The organism is Paenibacillus sp. GYB003, from assembly GCF_036577625.1.
Taxonomy (GTDB): domain Bacteria; phylum Bacillota; class Bacilli; order Paenibacillales; family NBRC-103111; genus Paenibacillus_AB.
Window position 1 is genome coordinate 116,114 of the sequence record NZ_JARBDC010000008.1, and the last position, 20,857, is coordinate 136,970.

At 59.9% G+C, this 20,857-nt stretch carries 21 protein-coding genes; 9 read left to right on the top strand and 12 right to left on the bottom strand.

All coding sequences use genetic code 11. The features are described from left to right. Positions 1–129: 129 nt before the first annotated feature. From PV407_RS05880 to PV407_RS05925, 10 genes are all read right to left on the bottom strand, one after another. On the bottom strand, positions 130–1,755 hold the full coding sequence (locus tag PV407_RS05880) for an extracellular solute-binding protein (protein ID WP_332088961.1): 1,626 nt from the start codon (positions 1,753–1,755) through the stop codon (positions 130–132). A 32-nt stretch (positions 1,756–1,787) separates the two neighbouring features. Beyond that, positions 1,788–2,681, bottom strand: a complete 894-nt coding sequence (locus PV407_RS05885; RefSeq protein ID WP_332088962.1) for a carbohydrate ABC transporter permease — start codon at positions 2,679–2,681, stop codon at positions 1,788–1,790. A 25-nt stretch (positions 2,682–2,706) separates the two neighbouring features. Further along, positions 2,707–3,570, bottom strand: coding sequence for an ABC transporter permease (locus PV407_RS05890; protein ID WP_332089012.1), 864 nt, complete (start codon positions 3,568–3,570; stop codon positions 2,707–2,709). Positions 3,571–4,060: 490 nt separating this feature from the next. Continuing rightward, the gene (locus PV407_RS05895) at positions 4,061–6,289 is read right to left on the bottom strand and encodes a hypothetical protein (protein ID WP_332088963.1); all 2,229 of its coding nucleotides are present in this window, start codon (positions 6,287–6,289) and stop codon (positions 4,061–4,063) included. An 18-nt stretch (positions 6,290–6,307) separates the two neighbouring features. Further along, on the bottom strand, positions 6,308–6,499 hold the full coding sequence (locus PV407_RS05900) for a hypothetical protein (protein ID WP_332088964.1): 192 nt from the start codon (positions 6,497–6,499) through the stop codon (positions 6,308–6,310). Continuing rightward, entirely contained in the window at positions 6,496–6,669 is a 174-nt protein-coding gene (locus PV407_RS05905) for a hypothetical protein (protein WP_332088965.1), read from the bottom strand. Before PV407_RS05905 ends, PV407_RS05900 begins: the two co-directional genes overlap by 4 nt. Continuing rightward, on the bottom strand, positions 6,669–7,496 hold the full coding sequence (locus PV407_RS05910) for a response regulator transcription factor (protein ID WP_332088966.1): 828 nt from the start codon (positions 7,494–7,496) through the stop codon (positions 6,669–6,671). The genes PV407_RS05905 and PV407_RS05910 overlap by 1 nt, the downstream gene beginning before the upstream one ends. Before the next feature lie 12 nt (positions 7,497–7,508). Further along, complete coding sequence (locus PV407_RS05915) at positions 7,509–8,972, bottom strand: glycosyltransferase family 2 protein (protein WP_332088967.1); 1,464 nt, start codon at positions 8,970–8,972, stop codon at positions 7,509–7,511. Continuing rightward, positions 8,969–10,171 (bottom strand): HEAT repeat domain-containing protein, encoded by a 1,203-nt coding sequence (locus tag PV407_RS05920; protein WP_332088968.1) that lies wholly within the window; start codon positions 10,169–10,171, stop codon positions 8,969–8,971. Before PV407_RS05920 ends, PV407_RS05915 begins: the two co-directional genes overlap by 4 nt. 89 nt (positions 10,172–10,260) lie before the next feature. After that, positions 10,261–10,620: a helix-turn-helix domain-containing protein gene (locus PV407_RS05925; protein WP_332088969.1), complete on the bottom strand. Its 360-nt coding sequence runs from the start codon at positions 10,618–10,620 to the stop codon at positions 10,261–10,263. Between the two features lie 364 nt (positions 10,621–10,984). Here PV407_RS05925 and PV407_RS05930 point away from each other — a divergent pair, with 364 nt between their 5' ends. From PV407_RS05930 to PV407_RS05950, 5 genes are read left to right on the top strand one after another with little or no spacing between them, the layout of a single operon-like run. Next, a complete protein-coding gene (locus tag PV407_RS05930; protein WP_332088970.1) occupies positions 10,985–11,905 on the top strand; it encodes a decaprenyl-phosphate phosphoribosyltransferase in 921 nt (306 codons plus the stop codon). Between the two features lie 15 nt (positions 11,906–11,920). Beyond that, positions 11,921–12,271, top strand: coding sequence for an EamA family transporter (locus tag PV407_RS05935; RefSeq protein WP_332088971.1), 351 nt, complete (start codon positions 11,921–11,923; stop codon positions 12,269–12,271). 40 nt (positions 12,272–12,311) lie between these two features. Further along, on the top strand, positions 12,312–12,743 hold the full coding sequence (locus tag PV407_RS05940) for a divergent PAP2 family protein (protein ID WP_332089013.1): 432 nt from the start codon (positions 12,312–12,314) through the stop codon (positions 12,741–12,743). 30 nt (positions 12,744–12,773) lie between these two features. Continuing rightward, positions 12,774–14,426 carry a hypothetical protein gene (locus PV407_RS05945; protein WP_332088972.1) on the top strand — a complete coding sequence of 551 codons (1,653 nt, stop codon included), beginning with the start codon at positions 12,774–12,776 and terminating at the stop codon, positions 14,424–14,426. A 54-nt stretch (positions 14,427–14,480) separates the two neighbouring features. Continuing rightward, a complete protein-coding gene (locus PV407_RS05950) occupies positions 14,481–15,386 on the top strand; it encodes a hypothetical protein (RefSeq protein ID WP_332088973.1) in 906 nt (301 codons plus the stop codon). A gap of 411 nt (positions 15,387–15,797) precedes the next feature. On the opposite strand, the gene PV407_RS05955 is transcribed toward PV407_RS05950, so the two are convergent. Both PV407_RS05955 and PV407_RS05960 read right to left on the bottom strand, forming a co-directional pair. Then, complete coding sequence (locus PV407_RS05955) at positions 15,798–16,010, bottom strand: hypothetical protein (RefSeq protein WP_332088974.1); 213 nt, start codon at positions 16,008–16,010, stop codon at positions 15,798–15,800. 68 nt (positions 16,011–16,078) lie between these two features. After that, positions 16,079–16,843, bottom strand: a complete 765-nt coding sequence (locus tag PV407_RS05960; RefSeq protein ID WP_332089014.1) for a LamG domain-containing protein — start codon at positions 16,841–16,843, stop codon at positions 16,079–16,081. A 247-nt stretch (positions 16,844–17,090) separates the two neighbouring features. On the opposite strand from PV407_RS05960, the gene PV407_RS05965 reads away from it, so the two are divergent. The 4 genes from PV407_RS05965 (at position 17,091) to mraY (ending at position 20,658) form a co-directional block, all read left to right on the top strand. Continuing rightward, complete coding sequence (locus PV407_RS05965) at positions 17,091–18,020, top strand: ABC transporter ATP-binding protein (protein ID WP_332088975.1); 930 nt, start codon at positions 17,091–17,093, stop codon at positions 18,018–18,020. Continuing rightward, positions 18,004–18,780, top strand: a complete 777-nt coding sequence (locus PV407_RS05970) for an ABC transporter permease (protein WP_442951628.1) — start codon at positions 18,004–18,006, stop codon at positions 18,778–18,780. Before PV407_RS05965 ends, PV407_RS05970 begins: the two co-directional genes overlap by 17 nt. A gap of 112 nt (positions 18,781–18,892) precedes the next feature. Further along, positions 18,893–19,540, top strand: coding sequence for a nitroreductase family protein (locus PV407_RS05975; RefSeq protein WP_332088977.1), 648 nt, complete (start codon positions 18,893–18,895; stop codon positions 19,538–19,540). 164 nt (positions 19,541–19,704) lie between these two features. Next, positions 19,705–20,658 (top strand): phospho-N-acetylmuramoyl-pentapeptide-transferase, encoded by a 954-nt coding sequence (gene mraY, locus PV407_RS05980; RefSeq protein ID WP_332088978.1) that lies wholly within the window; start codon positions 19,705–19,707, stop codon positions 20,656–20,658. Positions 20,659–20,857: the final 199 nt, after the last annotated feature.

The following is a 20,857-nucleotide window of genomic DNA, read 5'->3' on the forward strand; positions in this document are numbered from 1 at the left end:
GGTTCGCCCGAGATTCCGCCATCAATCCTTAATACGATTGTATGCCGCGTACGTTTTTTCGTCAATACCGTTCCGATTTCGAGCAATTGCGGCAAGCGTCGATGATCTATATAACGAACACCTTCCCCGTCACTTCGCACCCATTTTTTTCAGGTTTTCCCGCCATTTGTCCGTCTTGTATTTCAGCAGCTTCCCGTAGCCCGCCTGGTTCGCGTCTTTGTTCGCCTTGTCGAGCAGCGCGGCGACTTCGTCGTCGCTTTTCGCGTACAGCATTTTCGCTCGCGCTTCGGCGTAAATGTCCTGCACGCGCTGGGCGATAATGCCTTCCTCCGAATCGGGCGCCGGATCGAGGCTGATGAACTCGGTCACGTTGTACGACGTTTTGCGCGTTACCGCGCTTTGCGCCGCCGCTCCCCAATCTTCCTTGCCCGGCGGATACTGCCGCATGACCCGATCGTTGATCCCGCTCAAAAACGAGGCGTTGCCGGCCCATGTGAACGTATCCCATACCCCGAGCAGCCGCGCCACCTCCGCCGACCGGTCGAAATATTCCTGTTTCAGCTTCGGGGCGCCGAGATCGTCGACTCCTTGCCAGTACGTTCCTTCCGGCCCGAAGTTGATCAGCCGCTGCCCTTCCTCTCCGGTCAGCCAGTCCAGGTAGGCGAATATGCCTTCCGGATTTTTGGCGCGGGTCGTAATGACGTTCACGTTCCAGCCGAGCGCGTCGTACCCGGTCGCCCAAACTTTGGTTTTGTCGACTCCTTCCTTGCGCAGCGGCCAAATAATCGAATAGCCGGCTTCCGGATCCTTCGCCTGCAGCGCGACGGTGCCGCGCTTGCCGAGGTCGGTCACGTTGTGCGCCGCCGCGACGGCGACCCTCCCGGCCGTCACCTTTTCCCGCACCTGATCGAGCGTCTGCGTCAGCGCGTCCTGCGTCATCAGCTTTTCGCGGTACAGCCTGCCCGCAAACTGCATCGTTTCCTTGTAGACCGGGTCGGCGAACAGCGACGTCAGCCGGTCGCCCTGCGGCACCGCCAGCTGCGAAACGAACTGGGTCGGATGGTCGTTTGCGAACCCGGAGTACAGCACGTCGATCCCTTGACCGGCGATCGAAACCTCGAACGGGATGACGTTCGGGTACCGTTCCTTTACCTTTTTCAGGAACGCATGCAGGTCGTCGAACGTTTCCAGCCTCGGCGCGCCGAGCTCCTTGTATATGGTTTTGTTGACGATATAGCCGCCGTTGCCGGTCGGCAGCTTCGTGTACCAGTTCGGAAACTGGTACAGCTTGCCGTCCTCGGACCGGAGCATGCCGATGGCGGCCGGCGACGCCCATGTTTTCAAATTCGGGTATTTGTCCAAATACGGATCGAGCGCCACGAGCTTGCCGGCTTTGCGAAGCCGTTCCACGTCGGGTCCCCGTTCGGTGAAGATGACGTCGGGCAGCTCGTCCGCGGCGATCATCGTGTTCAGCTTTTGCGCCGCCGCGCCGCCGGACGGGATGGCGGTCACGTTCACCTTCTTGTTGTCCTTGATCCATTTCGTCGCCATATCTTCGCCCCACGGCTGCATCGTGTACCAGTCGTAGCTGCCGTAAAAGCTGAACGACAGCGGCGTTTCGCCGAACGCGAACTTGCCTTCCGCGTCGTCCGGCTGACCGGTTTCCCCGCCCTCGCCCTTGTCGCAGCCGGAGGCGGCCAGTGCGAGACCGAGCGCCGCCGCGAGCAGGGCGCGTTTGCCGTTCGAAACGTTCATGCCGATTCCCCCCATCGCAAATGCCCGTAATTTCACTCCTTGAGCGAGCCGACGAGCACGCCTTTGACGAAATAGTTTTGCAGAAACGGGTAAACGAGGACGACCGGAATCGTCGCGACCATCATCGTCGCCATCGTCAGCGACTTCGTCGTGACGCCCGTCATTCTCGCCATATGCTCCTGGGCCGCCGCGTTCGTCTGCATCAGCTGTTCGGACATAATGTTCGAGTTCATGATTTGCTGGAGTACGGTCTGGATCGGCAGCAGCTCCGGCTTCGAGATGAAAATGCCGGCCGTAAACCAGTCGTTCCAATGATACACCGCCGTAAACAGCGACAGCGTGGCGATGACCGGGCCGGAAAGCGGAGCGACGATTTTGAAAAAAACGCCGAAATGGCCGCAGCCGTCGATTTTCGCCGACTCTGCGAGTCCGGCCGGCAGCTCCGCGAAAAACGTGCGGAACACGATCATGTTCCAGACGCCGATCAGCGACGGGACGATCATGACCCAAAAGCTGTTCATCATGCCGAGCTGGCGGACGAGCAAAAAAAACGGAATGAGTCCGCCGCTGAAATAGAGCGTGACGACGCAAAACACCATGTAACCTTTTTTGCCGATCAGCCCCCGGACCGACATGCCGTAGCCGAACATCGCCGTGAACAAGATCGAAAGCGCCGTGCCTGCGACCGTTCGCGCCGCCGACACCAGAAACGCGTTCGACAGCCGTCCGTCCTGAAAGACGATCGCATAATTTTCCAGCGTAAACTGCCGCGGCCATACGGTCGGTCCGCCCAGCGCCGTATCCGTGCCCGTATTGAACGAGACGACGAGCGCGTTCCAGAACGGATACAGCGTGGCGATCCCGAACGCGGCCAGCAGCGCGTAAATCGACGCCTGCAGCATCCGGTCCCCCCGGCTCGGCTTCATGCGGGGCTCACCTCCTCGCGCGGAATCACCATAAGCTGACGCCGAACTTTCTGGCGATGCCGTTGGCGATCGTCAGCAGGCCGACGCTTATAACCGCCTTGAACAAGCCGACCGCCGTCGCGTACGAATACCGCGAGCCGAGTATGCCGACCCGGTACGCGTACGTATCGATGACGTCGGAAACGTCCCGCAGCGCCGGATTGCGGGCGAGCAGCAGGATGTCCTCGAAGCCCGCGTTCAGCGCGTTCCCGACCGCGAGGATGAGGAAAATGACAATGACGGGCGAGATCGACGGAAGCGTCACGAGCGCCATTTGCTGCAGCCGGCTCGCGCCGTCGATGGACGCCGCCTCGTACAGATGCGGGTCGACTCCGGCGATCGCGGCCAAATAGACGATGGCGGCGAACCCGGCCTCCTTCCAGACGCCGGTCGTCACGAGAATCGCCCAAAAATAATCGGGGACGGATAAAAAATGGATCGGCTCGGCGATCAGCCGCAGCTTTTGCAGCGCGATGTTCAGACTGCCGCCGTCGACCGACAGGAGCGAGATGACGAGCCCCGAGACGATGACCCACGACAGGAAATGCGGCAAATAGCTGACCGTCTGCACGATCCGTTTGAATGCCAGATGGCGCACTTCGTTCAGCATAAGCGCCAGGACGATCGGCGCCGGAAAGCCGACGAGCAGCTTCAGCGCGCTGATGACGACCGTATTGCGCATGACGCTCCAAAACTCCGGCGCTTCGAAAAACGTCCGGAAATGTTTGAACCCGACCCACGGACTGCCGAAAAACCCTTTGAACAGATCGTAGTCCTGGAAAGCCATCAGGACGCCGTACATCGGAATGTACATGAACACGAAGATGAAAAGCAGCGCCGGCACGACCATCAGCTGGACGTCCCATTGCAGGGCCAGCCTTCTCCAGACCGACTTGCCGCCCCCGGCCGGTTTCCGCGCCGCTTCGTCCGCCGCTCCCCCTGCAACCGTTTCCGACCTCAATCGCATCACCATCCCGTATTCATCATACCGGTGCGCACCCGCTCCGTTCTACGGGACCGTCCAACGAAAAATGTACCTTTGCAAAGAAGTTGCGCGCGGCGGCGGCTAGGCGGGGCCGTGCAGGAACGGCGCATTCGCCCTTCGGCGGCAAGCCGGATATCCGTATCCCCGCTGGCCGAATTTCAAAAATAAGAGTCCCAAACGTCCGCCAACACGCGATTGTGCGGGTGAGACGGCCCCTCGTTCGTTCAAGATAAGTGGGGAGCCGCTCTACAGGGTAGGGCAGCCGTCGGGCGGAACGGCCGGTGCCGCGCCCGGGAAGCGCGAAAAGCCCGCCGTAATCGTCGCGATTATGGCGGGCCGCAGGCGGCCGAAGCTTCTATCCGTTGTCGTAGACGTCGCCGATGTCATGGAACGCCTTCTGCATGATCGGGTAGCTCTTTTTCAGCCGTTCCTGGTACTGCACCGAGTTCCACGGCTTCCACTTGTATTTCGGCAGCTTGGATACGTCGACCGGCGCGCTGCCGTCGCCGAGGCCGACGATCCGGTTCGTCGCCCGGTCCGCGAGCCACGGCACGAGACGGATGCCGTCCACCCTTTGGTTTTGCATTTTGCCGTCCTTGATCTCGTAGTTGACCGCGCGCAGCGAGCTCGGATCGGCGAAGCCGAGCAGCATCCACGGGATGCGCATCTCGACGACGTTGCCTTGCGCCTGCCACATCGACAGCGAGTTGTAGTCCGGCGACGACGGATCGGTCGTCCCCCGTCTCAGCTGGCCGGCGGGAAGATCTTTGTACGGCCGGTAGTGCTTCGCCGCAGGCGGGCTGAACTCCATGTCGACGATCAAACGCCACGGATTGAACAGGCCGGAGTCGTCGACCATTTCGTTTTCGTCGTACGGGGCCATGCCGTTGATCGTCCCCCACAGGCGGGTCGTGAAGTCGTAGTTCGAGGCGATGCGCACCTCGCTCTCCATCGTCCGGCCGATCGCAACGAGCGTCTCCAGCCCTTCGCTCAGCGTCCGGTCGCCGAGCTCCTTCGCGTGCCGGTTGCCGCCCTCCATCGTATCCGCCCCGATGTACAGAAGCTGCTTCTCGGGATCGAATTCATGCTCCAGCTCGGCGGCGACGTAGACGTACGCCTCGTCGTGGGTCACCCACATCGTTTTCCAGCCGGGCACGCCGGGATCGAACTGTTTCTTGTCCTTGACGGCGGCCCAATCGTCCAGCTTGCCGTCGATCAGCAGCGGGCCGTCCTTGCTCGAGTACATCCCGACAAGCCCGAACAGCTTCTCGTTCGTGAGCACGTTCAGCCAATATTTGCGCCGGTCGACCGGCTGCTCGAAATCCTGCGTATTCCACGTCCGCTTGAACCATTCGTCCTGCCACATGAACAGGATCGCGCCGGCGTACTTTTCCTGGACGATTTCGCGCAGCAGATCGGCGTTGATGTTGCCCTGCTCCTCCTCGGTATGCCCGCCCTGATTGCGGCCGAGGCCTGTGATGTGGCCGATCCCGAGCGAAGCCGGAACGCCGAACTCCGTCACCATGATCGGAACGTCCTTGTGGTGCTGCTTCAGCAGGCGGAGATACGCCTTGTACGTGTCGGTTTCGCCCTTGTCGTTCTTCACGTTTTTGATCGTTTCGTCGCTGCGGAAAAACTCCGGGTAATACGGGTACGCGTGGAACGAGGCGAAATAGCCGGCTTCCCAGCCCGCGGGCTCGATATGCATCGGATCGACGCCGACCAAATCTTCGGCGCGGTCGATTTCGCCCGGATGCGTAAGCGGGTCGGTCGACACCCAGTTCGTGAACGCGTACGGATGCTGCCAGCCCTGCTTCGATTCGAACGCCGCCAGCGTGTCGAGCATTTCCGCCAGCATGTTTTCGAACGCCGTCGCGCCTTCCTTCGCCTTGAAATACGTGCCTTGATACGGCTCGATCCCCGGATGCGCTTTGTCGGTCGCTTCGACGATGACCGGGTCCCATTCCGTTCCGACGCTCCAGCCGAGCAAATACGGCCCCGCGTTCGTCCTGTACCGGCCGTGAGCTTTGCCGACCTCCTTCGGAATGTTCGCGTCGCCGTATACGGCTCCGACGGCGTAAATGATTTCCTTCTTGAACTCCTTCGTCACGAGCGGGCTTAACGCGTCGTGCGTTTTGACCAATTGCTCCTCCGGCGACCACACCCCCTGGATGAAATAGAGGGGCGAATCCCGGTGCGCCTCGTTGAACTCGACCAACGCTTCGTAGAACACCGGCTCGTGAATCGTATAGACGCGAATGACGTTCGCGCCCAGCTCCTTGATTTGGGCGAACCAGCGCATAAACGTCTTCTTGTCGATCGACAGCTCCCCCGGATCGTGCCCGGGCAAGGTCGCCCCGACGTTGACGCCTTTGGCGAAAAAGGGCTTCCAGTCCCCGTCCTCGAACAATTCGATCCGGTCGCCCTGCGTGCGAAATTTGACGTTCAGGCCGTTATCCAGCTTTGCGCTTTCCACGAGCGCTCCCTCCGCGTTCAGTGGCCGAAAATGCTGCCATCCGAAATAGCCGATCAGCAGGACGAGAACAATGGCGAGACTTAGGCGAAGCTTGATGTTTCGTTTCATATGGGCTACGTATTCTCCTCACTTGCCGCGACGGCCGGACGCTGTCTGCGGTTCGTTGTCCCGCGGCGTGCGCTGCAGCATTTCGAGCCGCCAGGCGACCGTACTGCCGAAAATGTGCTGCATGCCGCGAATTTGCTCGAGCGTCGCTTCCTGGCGGATGAAGCGGACCATTTTTTTGAACGATTTCGGGTAGTCGTCGAACCGTTTCACGCTTTATCCACCCCGTCGCCGAGCACTTTGCGCAATATGTCGCTCAGCTCCCCCACGTACGTATCGAGCGGGCGGGGCGACTCGCGGGAAAAATGCTGCGCCCGGTAAATGAACAATTCCAGCTCCCTTCGCAATCCGCTCAAATCTCCGGTCGTTTTCGCCCGTTTCATCAAGCGAGCCGCACCTCTCTTTCCAGCAGCCGGCGCACCCTCGCCTCCAGCTCGATCGGGGAAAACGGCTTCTTGATATAATCGGAGACCCCGAGCTCGAAGCAGGCGCTAATGTCCCGCTCCACGCGGTTTTCCGACAGCACCAGAATGCCGCATGTCCCGCCCGCTTCCTTCCGCCCGCGAATGGCGCGGATCAGCTCGTAGCCGCCCAGCGCGGTCAGCGACAGCTCCGTGATGACTAGGTCCGGCCGCAGCGCGTCGAACAGCCGCAAGCCGTCCAGCCCGTTCGTCGCCTTGAACACCTCGTAGCCTTTCAGGCGAAGCCGGGAATCGAGCAGCTCGCACGCCGTCTCGTCTTCGTCGACGATCAGGATCGTAAACGATTGGCGCGATTGCTCCGGCTGGTTGTAGATCAAAATCGCGCCGTCCTGATCCGCCTCGCCGGTCAGCATGTCCTGCATCGCCAGCATGTCCGCTTCTTTCGGCACGCCGCATTCGGGAAAGCCGGCGATGACGAGCGCGCCGCCCGGACCGTCGCCCTGCAAAAGCCGTTTGACCGAGAGCGAGACGTAGTGCGTGTCGCTCAGCTTTTGGTCGGGAAGCAAAATCGCCAGCAGGCCGCTCGCCGCTTCGTATACGACCTGCGCCTCTCGGCTTGCCTCCGTCTTTGTCACATCGTTCTTCAGCCGGTTCAGACCGTTCTCGTCCAGCACGCGCCGGGTCACGATAAGTCCGCACGTCGTTTCGTTCGATTCCACGAGCAGCCGGTTCAGCCGAACGAACAGCTCGTGCGCGGTCGCCGTATGCCCGAATAATTGCGTCGACATTTCGCATCACCTCTACACGGTTTGATTGTTGACGGATTGGTTGGGGAGCGCCGGCTTCGGACCGGCCGTTTCGTTTTTCCAGCTCGTGCGGACCATGACGCCCCACGAGTCGTCGTTGCGGATATAGTCGATATGGCCGAGTATTTTCCAATATACGTTGATCTGGTTGTAGCCGAGCGTCATCAGCACGGAATATACCATCATTTTGACCAAATCCTTGAACCTCGGGTACCGCCGGAACGCGATTTCCTCGATCAGCAGGGCGCCGCAGCTGAACAATATTTCGACGAGCAGGCTGACGCCGACGATAAGCAGCATCATCCGGTAGTCGGCCATGCCGAGCGAGATGTACGCGATCAGCGCCAGGTAGCCGGTAATGCGCAAGTACGGGCCGAGCGTTTCGAAGATGAGCGTATACGGCATGGACAGCAGGCCGACCGCCCGGTATTTCGGCACGAACATCATGCTGCTGTATTTGAAAATGTTTTTGATGTTGCCGCGCGACCAGCGCTTCCGCTGGCTTTGCAGGATGCGCAGCGACTCCGGCGCCTGCGTCCAGCATACCGCGTCCGGACAATAGGCGATCCGGTACGGGAGATTGTTGTCGAGCATATGCTTGTGCAGCTTGATGATGATGTTCATGTCTTCGCCCGGGAACCCGTCCCGGTAGCCGTCCACCTTGATCAAGTAATCTTTGCGGAACAGGCCGAACGCGCCGGACACGATAATAAGACCGTTGATCGCGCTCCATCCGATGCGGCCGGCGAGAAACGACTTCAAATATTCGATGTTTTGAAACATCGGCAGCAGCTTGCGGGGAAGGTTCACTTCCGTGACGCAGCCGTTCTCGATTTTGCAGCCGTTGGCGACGCGGACGTTGCCGCCGATCGCGATCGTTTCCTCCGGGTTTTCCATATAGACCGAAGCGAGCCGGATCAGCGCGTCCTTCTCGAGCAGCGAATCGGCGTCGATCGTCGCCACGAGCGGATAATGCGATACGTTGATCCCGACGTTGAGCGCATCCGCCTTGCCGCCGTTTTCTTTGTCGACGACGTACAGCTTCGGATAGCGGGGGTTGTAGTACACGCCCCTGATCGGCTTCGCCTCGAGCTGTTCCTCCTCGCCCGCGGTATGATTCGCCTTCGGCAGCAGGTCGAATTCGTCGATCAGCACCTGCAGCGTACGATCCTTCGAGCCGTCGTTGATGACGATCACCTCGTAGGAAGGGTAGCCGAGATTCAGGAGGGAGCGGACGCTCTCGATGATGGTCAGCTCCTCGTTATAGGAAGGAACGAGTATGGAAACCGGAGGCACTTGCTCGGAACCGGACAGCTCGCGGTAACGCGCGTATTTCGAGCCTTTGATGATGCGGATGATCCGCTTGTGCGACAGCAGCATGATGACCAAATAAAACGCGTATACGGCGAGTACCGAATATAAGGCGAACAAGGCGTAGCCAAGTAGCAGTTGTTTCATGCAGTATCCCCTTTCGACAAGCCGAGAGCCATGCCGCTTGGCTGCAAACCGGTTTCGGGCGCGTCAAAAAATTGCCGATAAATGCCGAGCCGGCGGCTGTGCCGCATCGCCGTCTCGAAATCGTCGAAGCCGAGCGCGCCTCGCGTCAGCTCCTCCTGAATCACTTCGCCGGCGAGAGCCGCCTCCCCCGGCTCGCTGCCGCTGGCTACCTCGCACAGAGCGCGAAAGCCTTCGTCCTCCAAACCGGCCAGGCTCCGCGCGCTTTGGGACCGGACGCGCCGGTCGGAGTCCGTCATCCCCGTCTTCAGCAGGCCGAGCGCATACGGCCGGTCGAGACGGCCCAAAGCGTCGACGACGGCGAGCCGGACGTCCGCGTCCTCGTGGCGCAGCAGCTCCGCCATATGCCCTTCCGTCAGCTGCGCGGCTTGTCCGACCAGCGCCTGCACGGCGAGCAGCCGCAGCTCCGGATCGTCCGCCCGGACGAACGGCGACAGCAGGCCGAGCGCGCCGGGAAGCTCCCGGTTTTGCAGGGCGGTCAAGGCGATTTTCGCCAGCTCGTCGTCGTTTTCCCGCAAATAGCCGATGAGCATCGGCGTGCTGTCGACGCGCGATAAAGCGAGCACTTCGGCGACGAGCCGGTGCGACCGCTTGCGGTGCTTCGCGATCGTGCGGACCATCCGGTCCAGCTCGTCCTCCGTTTGCGCGCTCTTCGAGATCGCGCGTGCGATGACGAAGGCGGGAGAGCCGTAACGCTCCTCCCCCAGCAGCTGCAGCAGCTCCGGAATCGCTTCGTGCGCCTGCATGACGCCGAGGTTGTACGCTGCGTCGAGCCGGGTCCAATGAATTTCGCTGCGCAGCCGGCGTATGTTCAGCTCCACGAGGCCGAGGTCGCGGCATAGCTGCGTCAGCTTGTCGCGCTCGCCGCCGACGATTTTTTCCATCCACTCGAACAGCTTGTTTTGTATGACTTTCAGCTCCGTTTTCGTCAGCGCGCCGGACGGCTTGCCGAGCGGCGCTTCTTCGTGCAGATGCGATTTGACGTACTCGAAATAGTCTTGATGCTTGAGCGTGTACCGCTTCGTTTGGCGATCGAACCAGATCGACCAGGCCCGCAAACCGAACAGACCGACGAAAACGAGAACGATGAGCAGGATTAATAGATAAGCGAGAACGATAATGTGCGATGCGCTTTCGGTCATACGGTACGTTTCCCTCCTTGCTCCGGGTAGTTCCTCTCTCTATGAGCCGCTGGCCGAACGCCGCCAAGGCGAACCGTTCGCCGGACGGCCTATTTGCGTATTCGGTTGTCCGACAATTCCTTGATTTTTCCTTCGATAAACTGCTCGACCTCGGACTTGCTGACGCCCGAGACGATCGCGCCGCGAATGAGCTGAACCCATTCGGAGGGCAGCGCCCCCGGGTCGTTCGCCGTTTTGCCGGACTCGTCCCCCCTTTCGGAATAAAGCAAATATTCCACGTTCACCCGCAGCACCTTCGCGAGCTTTTCCAAAAAATGAATCGACGGATTCGTTTGAATGTTTCGTTCGATCATGCTGAGGTAAGACTTCGCCACTCCGGCAGACTCCGCCAGCTCCGACAACGAGATTCCTCTTTCGAGGCGCAGATGCTTCACTCGCTTCCCTATCATACTCTCATGACATCCTTGTAAGAGTTTTCCCTGCGAAGGGTATACGTCGCCGCTTGTCGTTCTCATTAAAGAACCACTTACGAGTATAACGCAAAAAAATGAAAAGTAAAAATTGCAAATACTCGACATTATTCTATAAAAAGAACGAAATCCCCCGTTTTTCTCCGAAATCCCCCGAATACCTCGCTGATTTTGTGCTTTATAAAGAACAACTGTTTCTTTATAATCAAATGTGGCGTTCTTTATAAAGTACTATAATCGTAGATTGGAGATTGTTTCGGAAAGGAGTATCCCTCTGGCAAGCAAGGCGAGTCCGTTTGTTCGCCGCACGTTCAGAAGCTCTGGAGAAAAGGAAGGTTGATCGATGACTATACCGAACTCGAACGTCGACGCCAAGACGAAAAAGGCGGCTTCGTTCCCCTATTCGCTCTACATGTACTTCATTCAGCTTCGCCCGCGGCAATGGACGAAAAATTTGCTCGTGTTCGCCGCCCTGATCTTTTCCATTAAAAAGTCGAGCATGGACATGCTGTTTCATTCGATCGCCGGCTTCGTGCTGTTCTGCCTCGTCTCGAGCTGCGTTTACATTTTGAACGACTTCGTCGATCGCGAAGCGGACCGGATGCATCCGGAAAAGCGTCACCGTCCGATGGCTTCCGGCGCGATCCATCCGGCAGGCGCTTTGCTGCTCGGGGCCGCGCTGCTCGTCTTCTCGCTCGTCTCGGCGTTCGCGTTCAGCCCGCTGTTCGCCCTGCTGCTGCTCGTCTATTTCCTGCTGAACGTCGGATACTCGTTCAAATTCAAGCACGTCGTCATCGTCGACGTCCTGATCGTCGCCTCCGGGTTCGTGCTGCGCGCCATCGGCGGCGGCCTCGTCATCGGCGTGTCGCTGACCCCGTGGTTTCTCATCTGTACGATGCTGCTGTCCGTCTTCCTCGCGGTCAGCAAGCGGAGGCACGAAGTCGCTTCGCTGCAGGCGGGCAAAGGGGCGCATCGGAAAGTGCTCGATTTTTATTCGATCGAGCTGCTGAACCAGCTGACCAGCGTCGTGACGACGGCGACGATTATGAGCTACGCCTTGTTCACGTTTACGTCCGGCCATACGATTCATCTGATGTGGACGCTTATTTTCGTGCTGTACGGGGTGTTCCGGTACTTGTACCTGATTCATATGGAAAACAAGGGCGGCAAGCCGGAAAAGGTGCTGTTCGAAGACCGGCACATTCTCGTTACGGTCATGCTGTACGCCTTTTCGGTCGCGCTTATTTTGATTTATTTGGAGTGATGCGGGGGGATCGGGATGAAAATCGTCTGGCTTTTGACGTCCGTTCTGCTCGGCGTCGTCGGGCAACTGCTGATGAAGTGGGGGCTCGTTCATCCGAAGCCGCTTTGGAATCACGGCCCGGCCGTCGTGAAAATGCTCGGTTCGTGGCCGGTGCTGGCCGGGCTGTGCTCCTACGCCCTCAGCTCGCTGTTCTGGCTGCTGACGCTGAGGCAAATGAACGTCAGCGTCGCCTATCCGATGGTCAGCCTCAGCTACGTCATCGTCGCCGTGGCCGGCTATTACTTGTTCAGCGAATCGTTCAGCGCCATGAAATGGCTCGGCATCGGCTTTATTTTAATCGGCGTCGCCTTTATCTCGCGCGCTTGACCAAAGACGCCTTGCGCATACGGGGGATCGATTATACGTGATGAACGACGTACACAGCTATTTGTTCGCAGCCGTACCGCCGATCGCCTGGGTCGTGTCCGGCTGCCTGAAATTCGCCGTCAATTCCGTCAGGCACGGCAAGGAGGCGCGGAAGCATATCGGCAACGGCGGCTTTCCGAGCACGCACACGTCCGTCGTCTCCTCGATCGCGGCGACGATCGGCTTTACCGCCGGATGGGACAGCCCCTTGTTCGGGCTCGCCGTCGCCGCGCTCATGATCGTCATGATCGACGCGACCGGCGTACGGCGGGCAGTCGGGGAAAATTCCCGCTGGATCAACGACATTTCGCGCAGACATCCCGGCGGGGCGCATTCGAATTTGAGGGAGAAGCAGGGCCATTCGAAAATCGAAATCGCCGGCGGCCTGGGCGTCGGCACGCTGGTCGGGTGGCTCGCTTCGCTCTTGGTGTAAATTTTCGCGGAGTAAGGAGAGAGATAGATCATGAAGGACCGCATTCAACATACGAGCCTGCTTGCCGGATTTTTTCTGCTCGTTTTTACGGCCGCCTGCTTCGCGGTAACGACGCTATTGTTTCTCGCGAACGTTTCCGTCACGGCCGTCAACCTGTTCGTGGCGCTCGCCGCGACGCTGGCGTTCGTCTGGTTTGCGGCGAAAGCTTACTTTCCGGAGCGGCATCCGGTTTATTTCGGCATCGGCCTGATCGTGTCCGGCGCGCTGTTTTGCGTCTTCCTCGGTATCAGCGGCCATTTTTACGACCTCAGCTACGACGGCCAGACGTACCACCAGGAAGGCATTTTGCAGATGGCCGCCGGCTGGAACCCGTTTTACGACAAGCCGCTCGGGGAGCAAGGCGTTCCGTACGCCATCTGGATCGACCACTACGCGAAGGCCGGGGAAACGATCGCCGCCGCCCTGTATGCCGTGACGGGGCAAATCGAGCTGAGCAAAGTGTTCAACTTCGCGCTCATTTTGGCTTCGTTCTTTCTCAGCTTCGCCGCCCTGGCCGAATGCTTGCCGCGCAAAAAGGGACTCGCCGCCGTGTTCGCCCTTCTGCTCGCCTGCAATCCGGTCAGCATGTACCAAAGCCTCAGCTTTTACGTCGACGGCCAGCTCGGCTCGCTGCTCATCAGTCTCGCGGCGCTCGGCGTACTCGTCTATTTGCGGTACAGCCATTACTTGATGGTCGCGTTCGCGCTCTGCATGGCGCTGACGATCAACAACAAATTTACGGCGATCGCCTATGTCGGCATTTTTTGCATCGGCCTGATCCTCGCGCTCTATATCGCGCAAAAGCACGACGTGCTTAAAAAGATGTTCGTCGCGATGACGGCCGCCACGATCATCGGAGTCGTCATTCTGGGCTTCAATCCGTACGTGACCAACACGGTGCGGGACCATAACCCGTTTTATCCGCTCGCCGGCGAGGACGCCAAGGACGTCGTGGCCGCGTTCACGCCGACCAGCTTCATGACGATGAACCGGGTCGAGGAAGCGATCGTCTCCTACTTCTCGCAGGCGGAAGGCAACAGCACGAAACGGGACGCGACGACGCTCAAGACGCCGTTTACGGTCAAAATGGAGGAGCTGAAATATTACGGCATCCCGGATACGGCGATCAGCGGCTTCGGTCCGCTGTTCAGCGGCGTGCTCGTCCTGTGCCTGCTCGTTCTGGTCATGTCGTTTCTGTTCAACATTCCGCGAACGATGGTCGTGCTCGGCCTGCTCGCCATCCTGTTCGCTTCCGTCTTTATCAACTATGCGGCGTGGTGGGCCCGCTACGTTCCGCATCTGTGGCTGCTGCCGTTCATCATCGCGCTGCTCGGCTTCAGCTTCGAGGAACGCAAAGTGATTCGCGGCGTCAGCTGGCTGATGGTCGGCGTCCTGTTCGTCAACGTCGCCCTGGTGTCGTACTCGTACTTCAACCTGCAATCGGACGCGAACCGGAATTTGAAGCGCCAGCTGCAAACGCTGAAGCAGGCGGAGCAGCCGGTAACGGCCTATTTCTCCTACGCGTTCTCGAACAAAAACCGGCTGGACGAATACGGCATCGCGTACGAGGAAGTGAAGGAACAGCCGAAATGCGAATCGGCGATGGAGCTGCAGGATTCCGGCACGTTCGTTTGCACCCGTTAAATCCGCGCCGGCAAGAGTCGTCTTGCCGGCGCCAATACATAATAGGAGGATGAGATGAACAACAAGATGACCCGTTTTGCCGCAAAAGCGCTTCTGTGCCTCGCGCTCGCAGGGCCGGCCGTACTCCCTGCGCAAATCGGGCCGACCCCGAGGGCGGCGGCCGAAGGCACGGGCAAAATCGCCGCGACGTGGATGTGGAACACGTACGCCATCTGGAGAGATAAGGACGGGACGCTCGATTATCTCGCCCAAAACGGCATCAACCTCGTCTACTTGCAGGCGGACGACGACATCCCCCCGGACGTGTACCGGACGTTTATCCGGGAAGCCGGCGCCCGGGGCATCGAAGTGCATGCGCTCGCCGGCAAGCCGGATTGGGTGCTGCCCGGACACCAGGGAGAGCTGTACGACTTCATTTACTGGGTAAAGGCGTACAATAACGGCTCCCGGTCGTCCGAGAGGTTCGGCGGCATCCATCTCGACGTGGAGCCGTACGTGCTGCCGCAATGGCAGACCGACCGGGATACGCTGATCGGGTACTGGATGGATACGGTCAGCGGCTTCGCCCAGCAAGTGAAGTCGGATTCGTATTTGACGACGGGCGTCGACATTCCCGTTTGGCTCGACGGGTTTCTCGTTCCCGACGGCAAAGGCGGAACGACGACGCTGACCGATTACATCATCGGCCGGTTCGACCACATTACGATGATGGCGTACATCGACAACGCGGAAGGCATCGTCAAAGCCGTCTCCAAGGAGCTGACCGAAGCGGCCGGCAAGCCGATCGTCATCGGCGTGGAGACGATGAACAATTACGAGGCGAACAGCAGCTTTTACGCGAAAGGCCGGGCCGCGATGACGAGCGAGCTGGGTACCGTCGTCGGGGCTTTGTCGAGCCATCCGTCGTACGGCGGCTACGCCGTTCACGAGTTCGACAGCTGGATGCGGCTGAAGGAGTAAAAAATGGGCAGCCAAAAAAACGCGAACCTGACGGTTGCGCGTTTTTTGGCTGCGCGAAGCGGTGCGGCGGCCGCGCCCGGTCGTTTACGGGGAGCGCGCGGCCGGAGGCGGGCCGAGGGGAAGACGGCTCCCCCCGAACGGGCGTGGGGGTTCAACCGTCGCGGGAGAAGAATCTAACGGACACCACGGAGCTTATTTCGCAAAAATGCGCCGTTTTCCAATCGTAACGGTCACGACGGCACTTATTTGCGACGAAATGCCGCCCGACAGAGACAATTTCGCCAAATAGCGGCTGCTGTGTCCGTAAAAACTCGAAACGGGCCGAAATCGACCGATTAACGGCCGCCATGTCCGTCAGGACTTTCCGTCCGCCCCCGTCCTTTCCGTCTCCGGTCCTCCTCGCGCGCACGGTTACTCCCTTTTCGCATACGTCATCACGTAGGCGATAAGAAACGATAGCTGAAGCGAGAGGACGACGCCGACAAGGACCGCGACGCCCGCATCGCCCGCCGCCGGGATAAGCGCCGCTAGCAGCAAAAACAAGACGATCGCGATCAGCACGACGATCAGAAATATGCCGACAAATTGGGCGAATCGTTCCGTTTTCGTACGGTTTTTCGGCAAATGATCGCACTCCCCTTCGCTCCGCGTAGCCGCTCGCGGTAAACTCGCCCGGCGGCACCATTATCGGACTACCGATTCGTGACGGTTCTTGCGGCGAGGCGTTCGATCTCGTCCGCCCCGAGCGCCCGGTCAAATACGGCGAGCCCGCCGAGCAGGCCGGTGAAAAAATTGCCGGGCTCGCCGGACCGGCTGACCGCGCCGACCGTAAAATCGGCGCCGTCCGGCCCGCCGTCGTACAGCCCGCCTTCGTAACGGTACGGGTTGAACCGCTCGCGCTCGTCCAGACGCCCGTCGAGGTACGCCTTCGCGTAAACGCCGTCGTACGTAAAGGCGACGAAATGCCACTCGTCCCGCGTTACCGGCGTCCGCCCGATCGCCGAATCCATGCAGTATCGGTAGCCGGGCGTCGGACCGCCGATCGAGGATACGTGGCCGCACACTTGCTCGGCGCTGTCCCATATGCGCAGGTTGAGAAACAGGCAGTATTGCCGCTTCAGCCGCGACTCGTCCCACATGCCGGCGACCGCTTCGCAGCCGTTGTAATCCGACCGGCCCCATTTCAGCCACGCGGCGACCGTTACCCGCCCTTCCGCTCCATGCACGTCCAACGCCGGACATTCCGCCCGCGGAATGCGAAACCATTGGCCGAACTCGAGCCGGGCCGCGTGCGGACCGAACACCCCTTCGTCCGCGCGGGCGATCGGACCGTTCATCTCGCGCAGCCGGTACGCATGCGGTCCCGCCGACGTCCGCTCTTCCCCGGCCGGCTCGCCGAAGCTCCAAAAGCCGATCAAGCCGCCCGTCGCCAGCACCTCGGCTTGCGCCATCGACATACTCGACACCTTCCTTTCCGCTCCTTCGTTCGAGAGCCGTCTGCCGACGGCCCGCAGCTGCGCTTACACCACTAGCATAAAAGGAACCGCGCCCGATTGCCATGCAAAAAACGGGCGTCGCTTTACACTTTTTTGCCCGCGTTCCGCCCGGCATCTCCCCGAGCCGCCGGATGAAGTCGCCCGGCTTTTTGGTACGGAGCCGAACCTATGGTATAATTTCCCTACTTACACGAGTGGAGGTTGAACGATGCCGCAGCAGCCCGTTGTACAATTGCGCAATGTGACGAAACGGATCCACGGCAAAACGATCGTCGACCGTCTGACGTTCGACGTGCCGAAAGGCGAAGTGTTCGGCTTTCTCGGTCCGAACGGCGCCGGCAAAACGACGACGATCCGGATGATGGTCGGACTTATCTCGATGAGCGAAGGCGAAGTGCTCGTGAACGGCATCAGCGTGAACAAGCAGTTCGAGCGGGCGATGAAGCACGTCGGGGCGATCGTGGAAAATCCGGAGCTGTACAAGTTTTTGACCGGGTATCAAAACTTGATCCATTTCGCGCGAATGATCCCCGGCATTTCCCGCGACCGGATCGACGAAGTCGTCGAGCTGGTGAAACTGGAAAACCGGATTCACGATAAAGTGAAAACGTACTCGCTCGGCATGCGCCAGCGGCTCGGCGTCGCCCAGGCGATTTTGCACAAGCCGGACGTGCTTATATTGGACGAGCCGACGAACGGCCTCGATCCCGAGGGCATCCGCGAGCTGCGCGACTATTTGCGGAGGCTGGCCAACGAGGAAGGAACGGCCGTCGTCGTCTCGAGCCATCTGCTGTCCGAGATGGAGCTGATGTGCGACCGCGTCGCCATCATTCAAAGCGGCAAGCTCGTGGACGTGCGGCAGGTGCGGGACCTGGTCGGGGCGGAGGAAGGCGCCGTCCGGGTAACGTTCGTCGCCGAGCCGGCGCGCCTGGCGGCGGATGTCGCCGCAAGAGCGATGCCGGGGGCGGACGTTTCGGCGCAGCCGGGAGGGTTCGCCGCCAGCCTCGGGTACGAAGACATTCCCGAGCTCGTTCGGCTGCTCGTGCAGGCGGACGTTCGCGTTTACGGGGTCAAGGCGGCGTCGAAGACGCTGGAGGATCAATTCCTGGAAATGACGAGGGGTGGCCGAATTGTCTAGCTTGCTAAATTTGATCCGGAACGAGAACATGAAAATTTACCGCCGTCCCCGCACCTGGGCGATGGCCGCGCTCGTGCTGGCGGCCGCGATCGCCTTCGCCGTGCTGCTCAAATCGTTCGCGGTCGGCGGCGGCGCCAGCGCGATGACGTATATCAGCAACGCGTCGTCGATGACGTTTCTCGTCTTTATCTTCTCCGTCGTCATCGCGGCGGACATCGTGGCGGGCGAATTCACGTGGGGGACGATCAAGCTGCTGCTCATCCGTCCGGTCGGACGCTCCAAGGTGCTGCTCGCGAAATATATCGCCGTGCTGCTGTTCATGCTCGCGCTTCTCGCGCTGCTGTTCGTAAGCACGGTCGTCATCGGCTTTCTGACGTTCGGCGCGGCGCAGAACGGAGTGCCGCTCACGATGGGCGGAATATTGCGCGAATACGGCTTCCGGCTCGTCGAGCTCGTCATCAACGTCACGTTCGCTTTCATGATCTCGACCGTGTTCCGTTCCAGCGCGCTCGCCATATCGCTGGCGTTCGTCATCATGTTCGCCTCCGGTTCGGTCATGACCGCCTTGATCCATTTGAAAAAAACGTGGGCGAAATACATTTTGTTCGCCAATACCGATCTGAGCGTCTACTTCGGCGGGCGCAAGCCCCCGTTCGAAGGGATGACGCTCGGCTTTTCCGTCACGATGCTCGTCCTGTACTACGCCGTCTTTATCGCGCTCGCCTGGACCATTTTTCGCAAAAGAGACGTTGCGGGGTGACAGTGGCCGGTCGATCGGCTATAATGGAAAAGGCATTAGTACCTGGTCTTAAAGACCGGGCGCTTCCGGGCTTCCGTGCTATCGACTACCCTGTAAAGGCGGAATTTTGCATATGACCTATGAAGCTTTCAAGCAAATCGTGCTCGACCGGCGCAGCGTCCGCAAATTTACGGACAAGGACGTATCCGTCGACGACGTCAAAGAGCTGATCGACTGCGCCCGATACGCGCCGAGCGATACGAACTCGCAAACGTGGGAATTTATCGCGGTCATGAATCGCGACAAAATCAAGCAAATCGAACAAATGACGTGGGACGAGCTGCACAAGCGCGCCGCCGAGGCGGAGCAAAGAGGGCTCGCCCGCGAAGCGAAGCTGCTGACGAAGTCGTTCGGTCCTTACGCGACGGCGTTTTCCGACGCGCCGGTATTGATCGTCCTGCTCGCCACGCCGTACAATTCCAAGTTCCGCGAACGCATTTTCGATCCGATCGCGCTCGTCGACGACGCGGTTTGGGCCGAGGAAGGCATCAAGAGCAGCTGCCTGGCGGCGCAAAACTTGATGCTCGCCGCCCACGCCCGCGGACTCGCGACGTGTCCGATGACCGGCCCGGTGCTGCTGGCGCAGCATCGTCTGCGCGACTATCTCGGCATCGACGAGAGCCGGCAAATCAACATGGTCATCGCGCTCGGCCATCCGGTCGAGCAGCCGGGCCGTCTCGCCCGCAAAGAGGTGGACGAGATTTTGACCATCGTGCAATAACTGCCCGCCGAATCGAACGGCTGTCCGCTGACCCGGGCAGCCTTTGTCTTGCCGCCGGCGTATTTTTTGCAGGAATATTTGTCCAACCGCAGAAACTATACTAGTACAAACGAGTACCGAACGCGAAAGCTTGACCGAAGCTTCGCGAAAGGAGCCAATCGGACATGGAATGGACCGCCTTGGGCGTATCCGCCCTTTCCTTCGCATCCGTCGCCCTGCTGACTCCCGCGCTCATCCGCGGGTTGCGGACGCTGCGGCTGACGCAGCCGATCCGGGCCGAGCTGCCGGCCGATCACCAGGCGAAAAAAGGAACGCCGCTTATGGCCGGCCTCATTTTTCTCGTCGGGGTGCTGCTCGTCGGCTTGTACTCGCACAGCCCGCTCAGCCTGTTTCTATGCGCCGCGTTCGTGCTGTTCGGCGCGATCGGCTTCCTCGACGACTTTAAGAAAGCGGCTTACCAGGACCCGCGCGGCGCCTCGGGCAAAATGAAGCTGGCGCTGCAATTTTTGTTCACGTTCGCGCTCATCGCCGTCCTGTTTCAAATCGTCCCGCTCGAGACGAGCATCGCCGTCTACGGAGACTGGAAGCTGGACATGGCGCCGATCGTCTATTTGGCCGTCATGTCGCTGTTCATCGTCGGCTCGGCCAACGCGATCAACTTTACGGACGGGCTGGACGGGCTGCTGATCGTGGTGGCGATTCCGACCTACTTTTTCTTCTTCGTCATCAGCGACTATCCGGAAGTGAAGCTGTTTTGCCTGACGATGATCGCCTGCCTGCTCGGCCTGCTCATCTACAACATGTACCCGGCCAAAGCGTTCATGGGCGACACCGGCTCGCTGGCGATCGGCGGCTCGCTCGCGTTTTTGGCGATGCTCGAAAAAGTCGAACTGCTGATCCCGCTTCTGTTTCTCGTTTACTTCGCGGAGCAGCTGTCCGTCATTTTGCAAGTATGGTACTTCAAACGGACGAAGCTGCGCATCTTCCGGATGACGCCGATCCATTTCCATTACAGCTTGAAATACGGCTGGTCGGAAAACCGCATCGTCATCGTCTTCGGCCTCGTCTCGTGGCTGTGCTGCCTGGCGTGCTTGCTGCTTTGGAAGCTGATGTACTAGCACGCGGCCCGCGATGGCGGCGCTTTGATGTTTTCGCGTTAAAAATAGCCGGAAAAGCTCCCGCTTTTCCGGCCGTGAAATCGGGAACGCCCCGACCCGCTCAGCTTGCGGATCGAGGCGTTTCTTTGCATATTCGCCGCGTTTGCGCGAAGCGAGCCGGGCTTCGCCCGCCGTGCGGAAGACCGCGCTTGCGGTACGA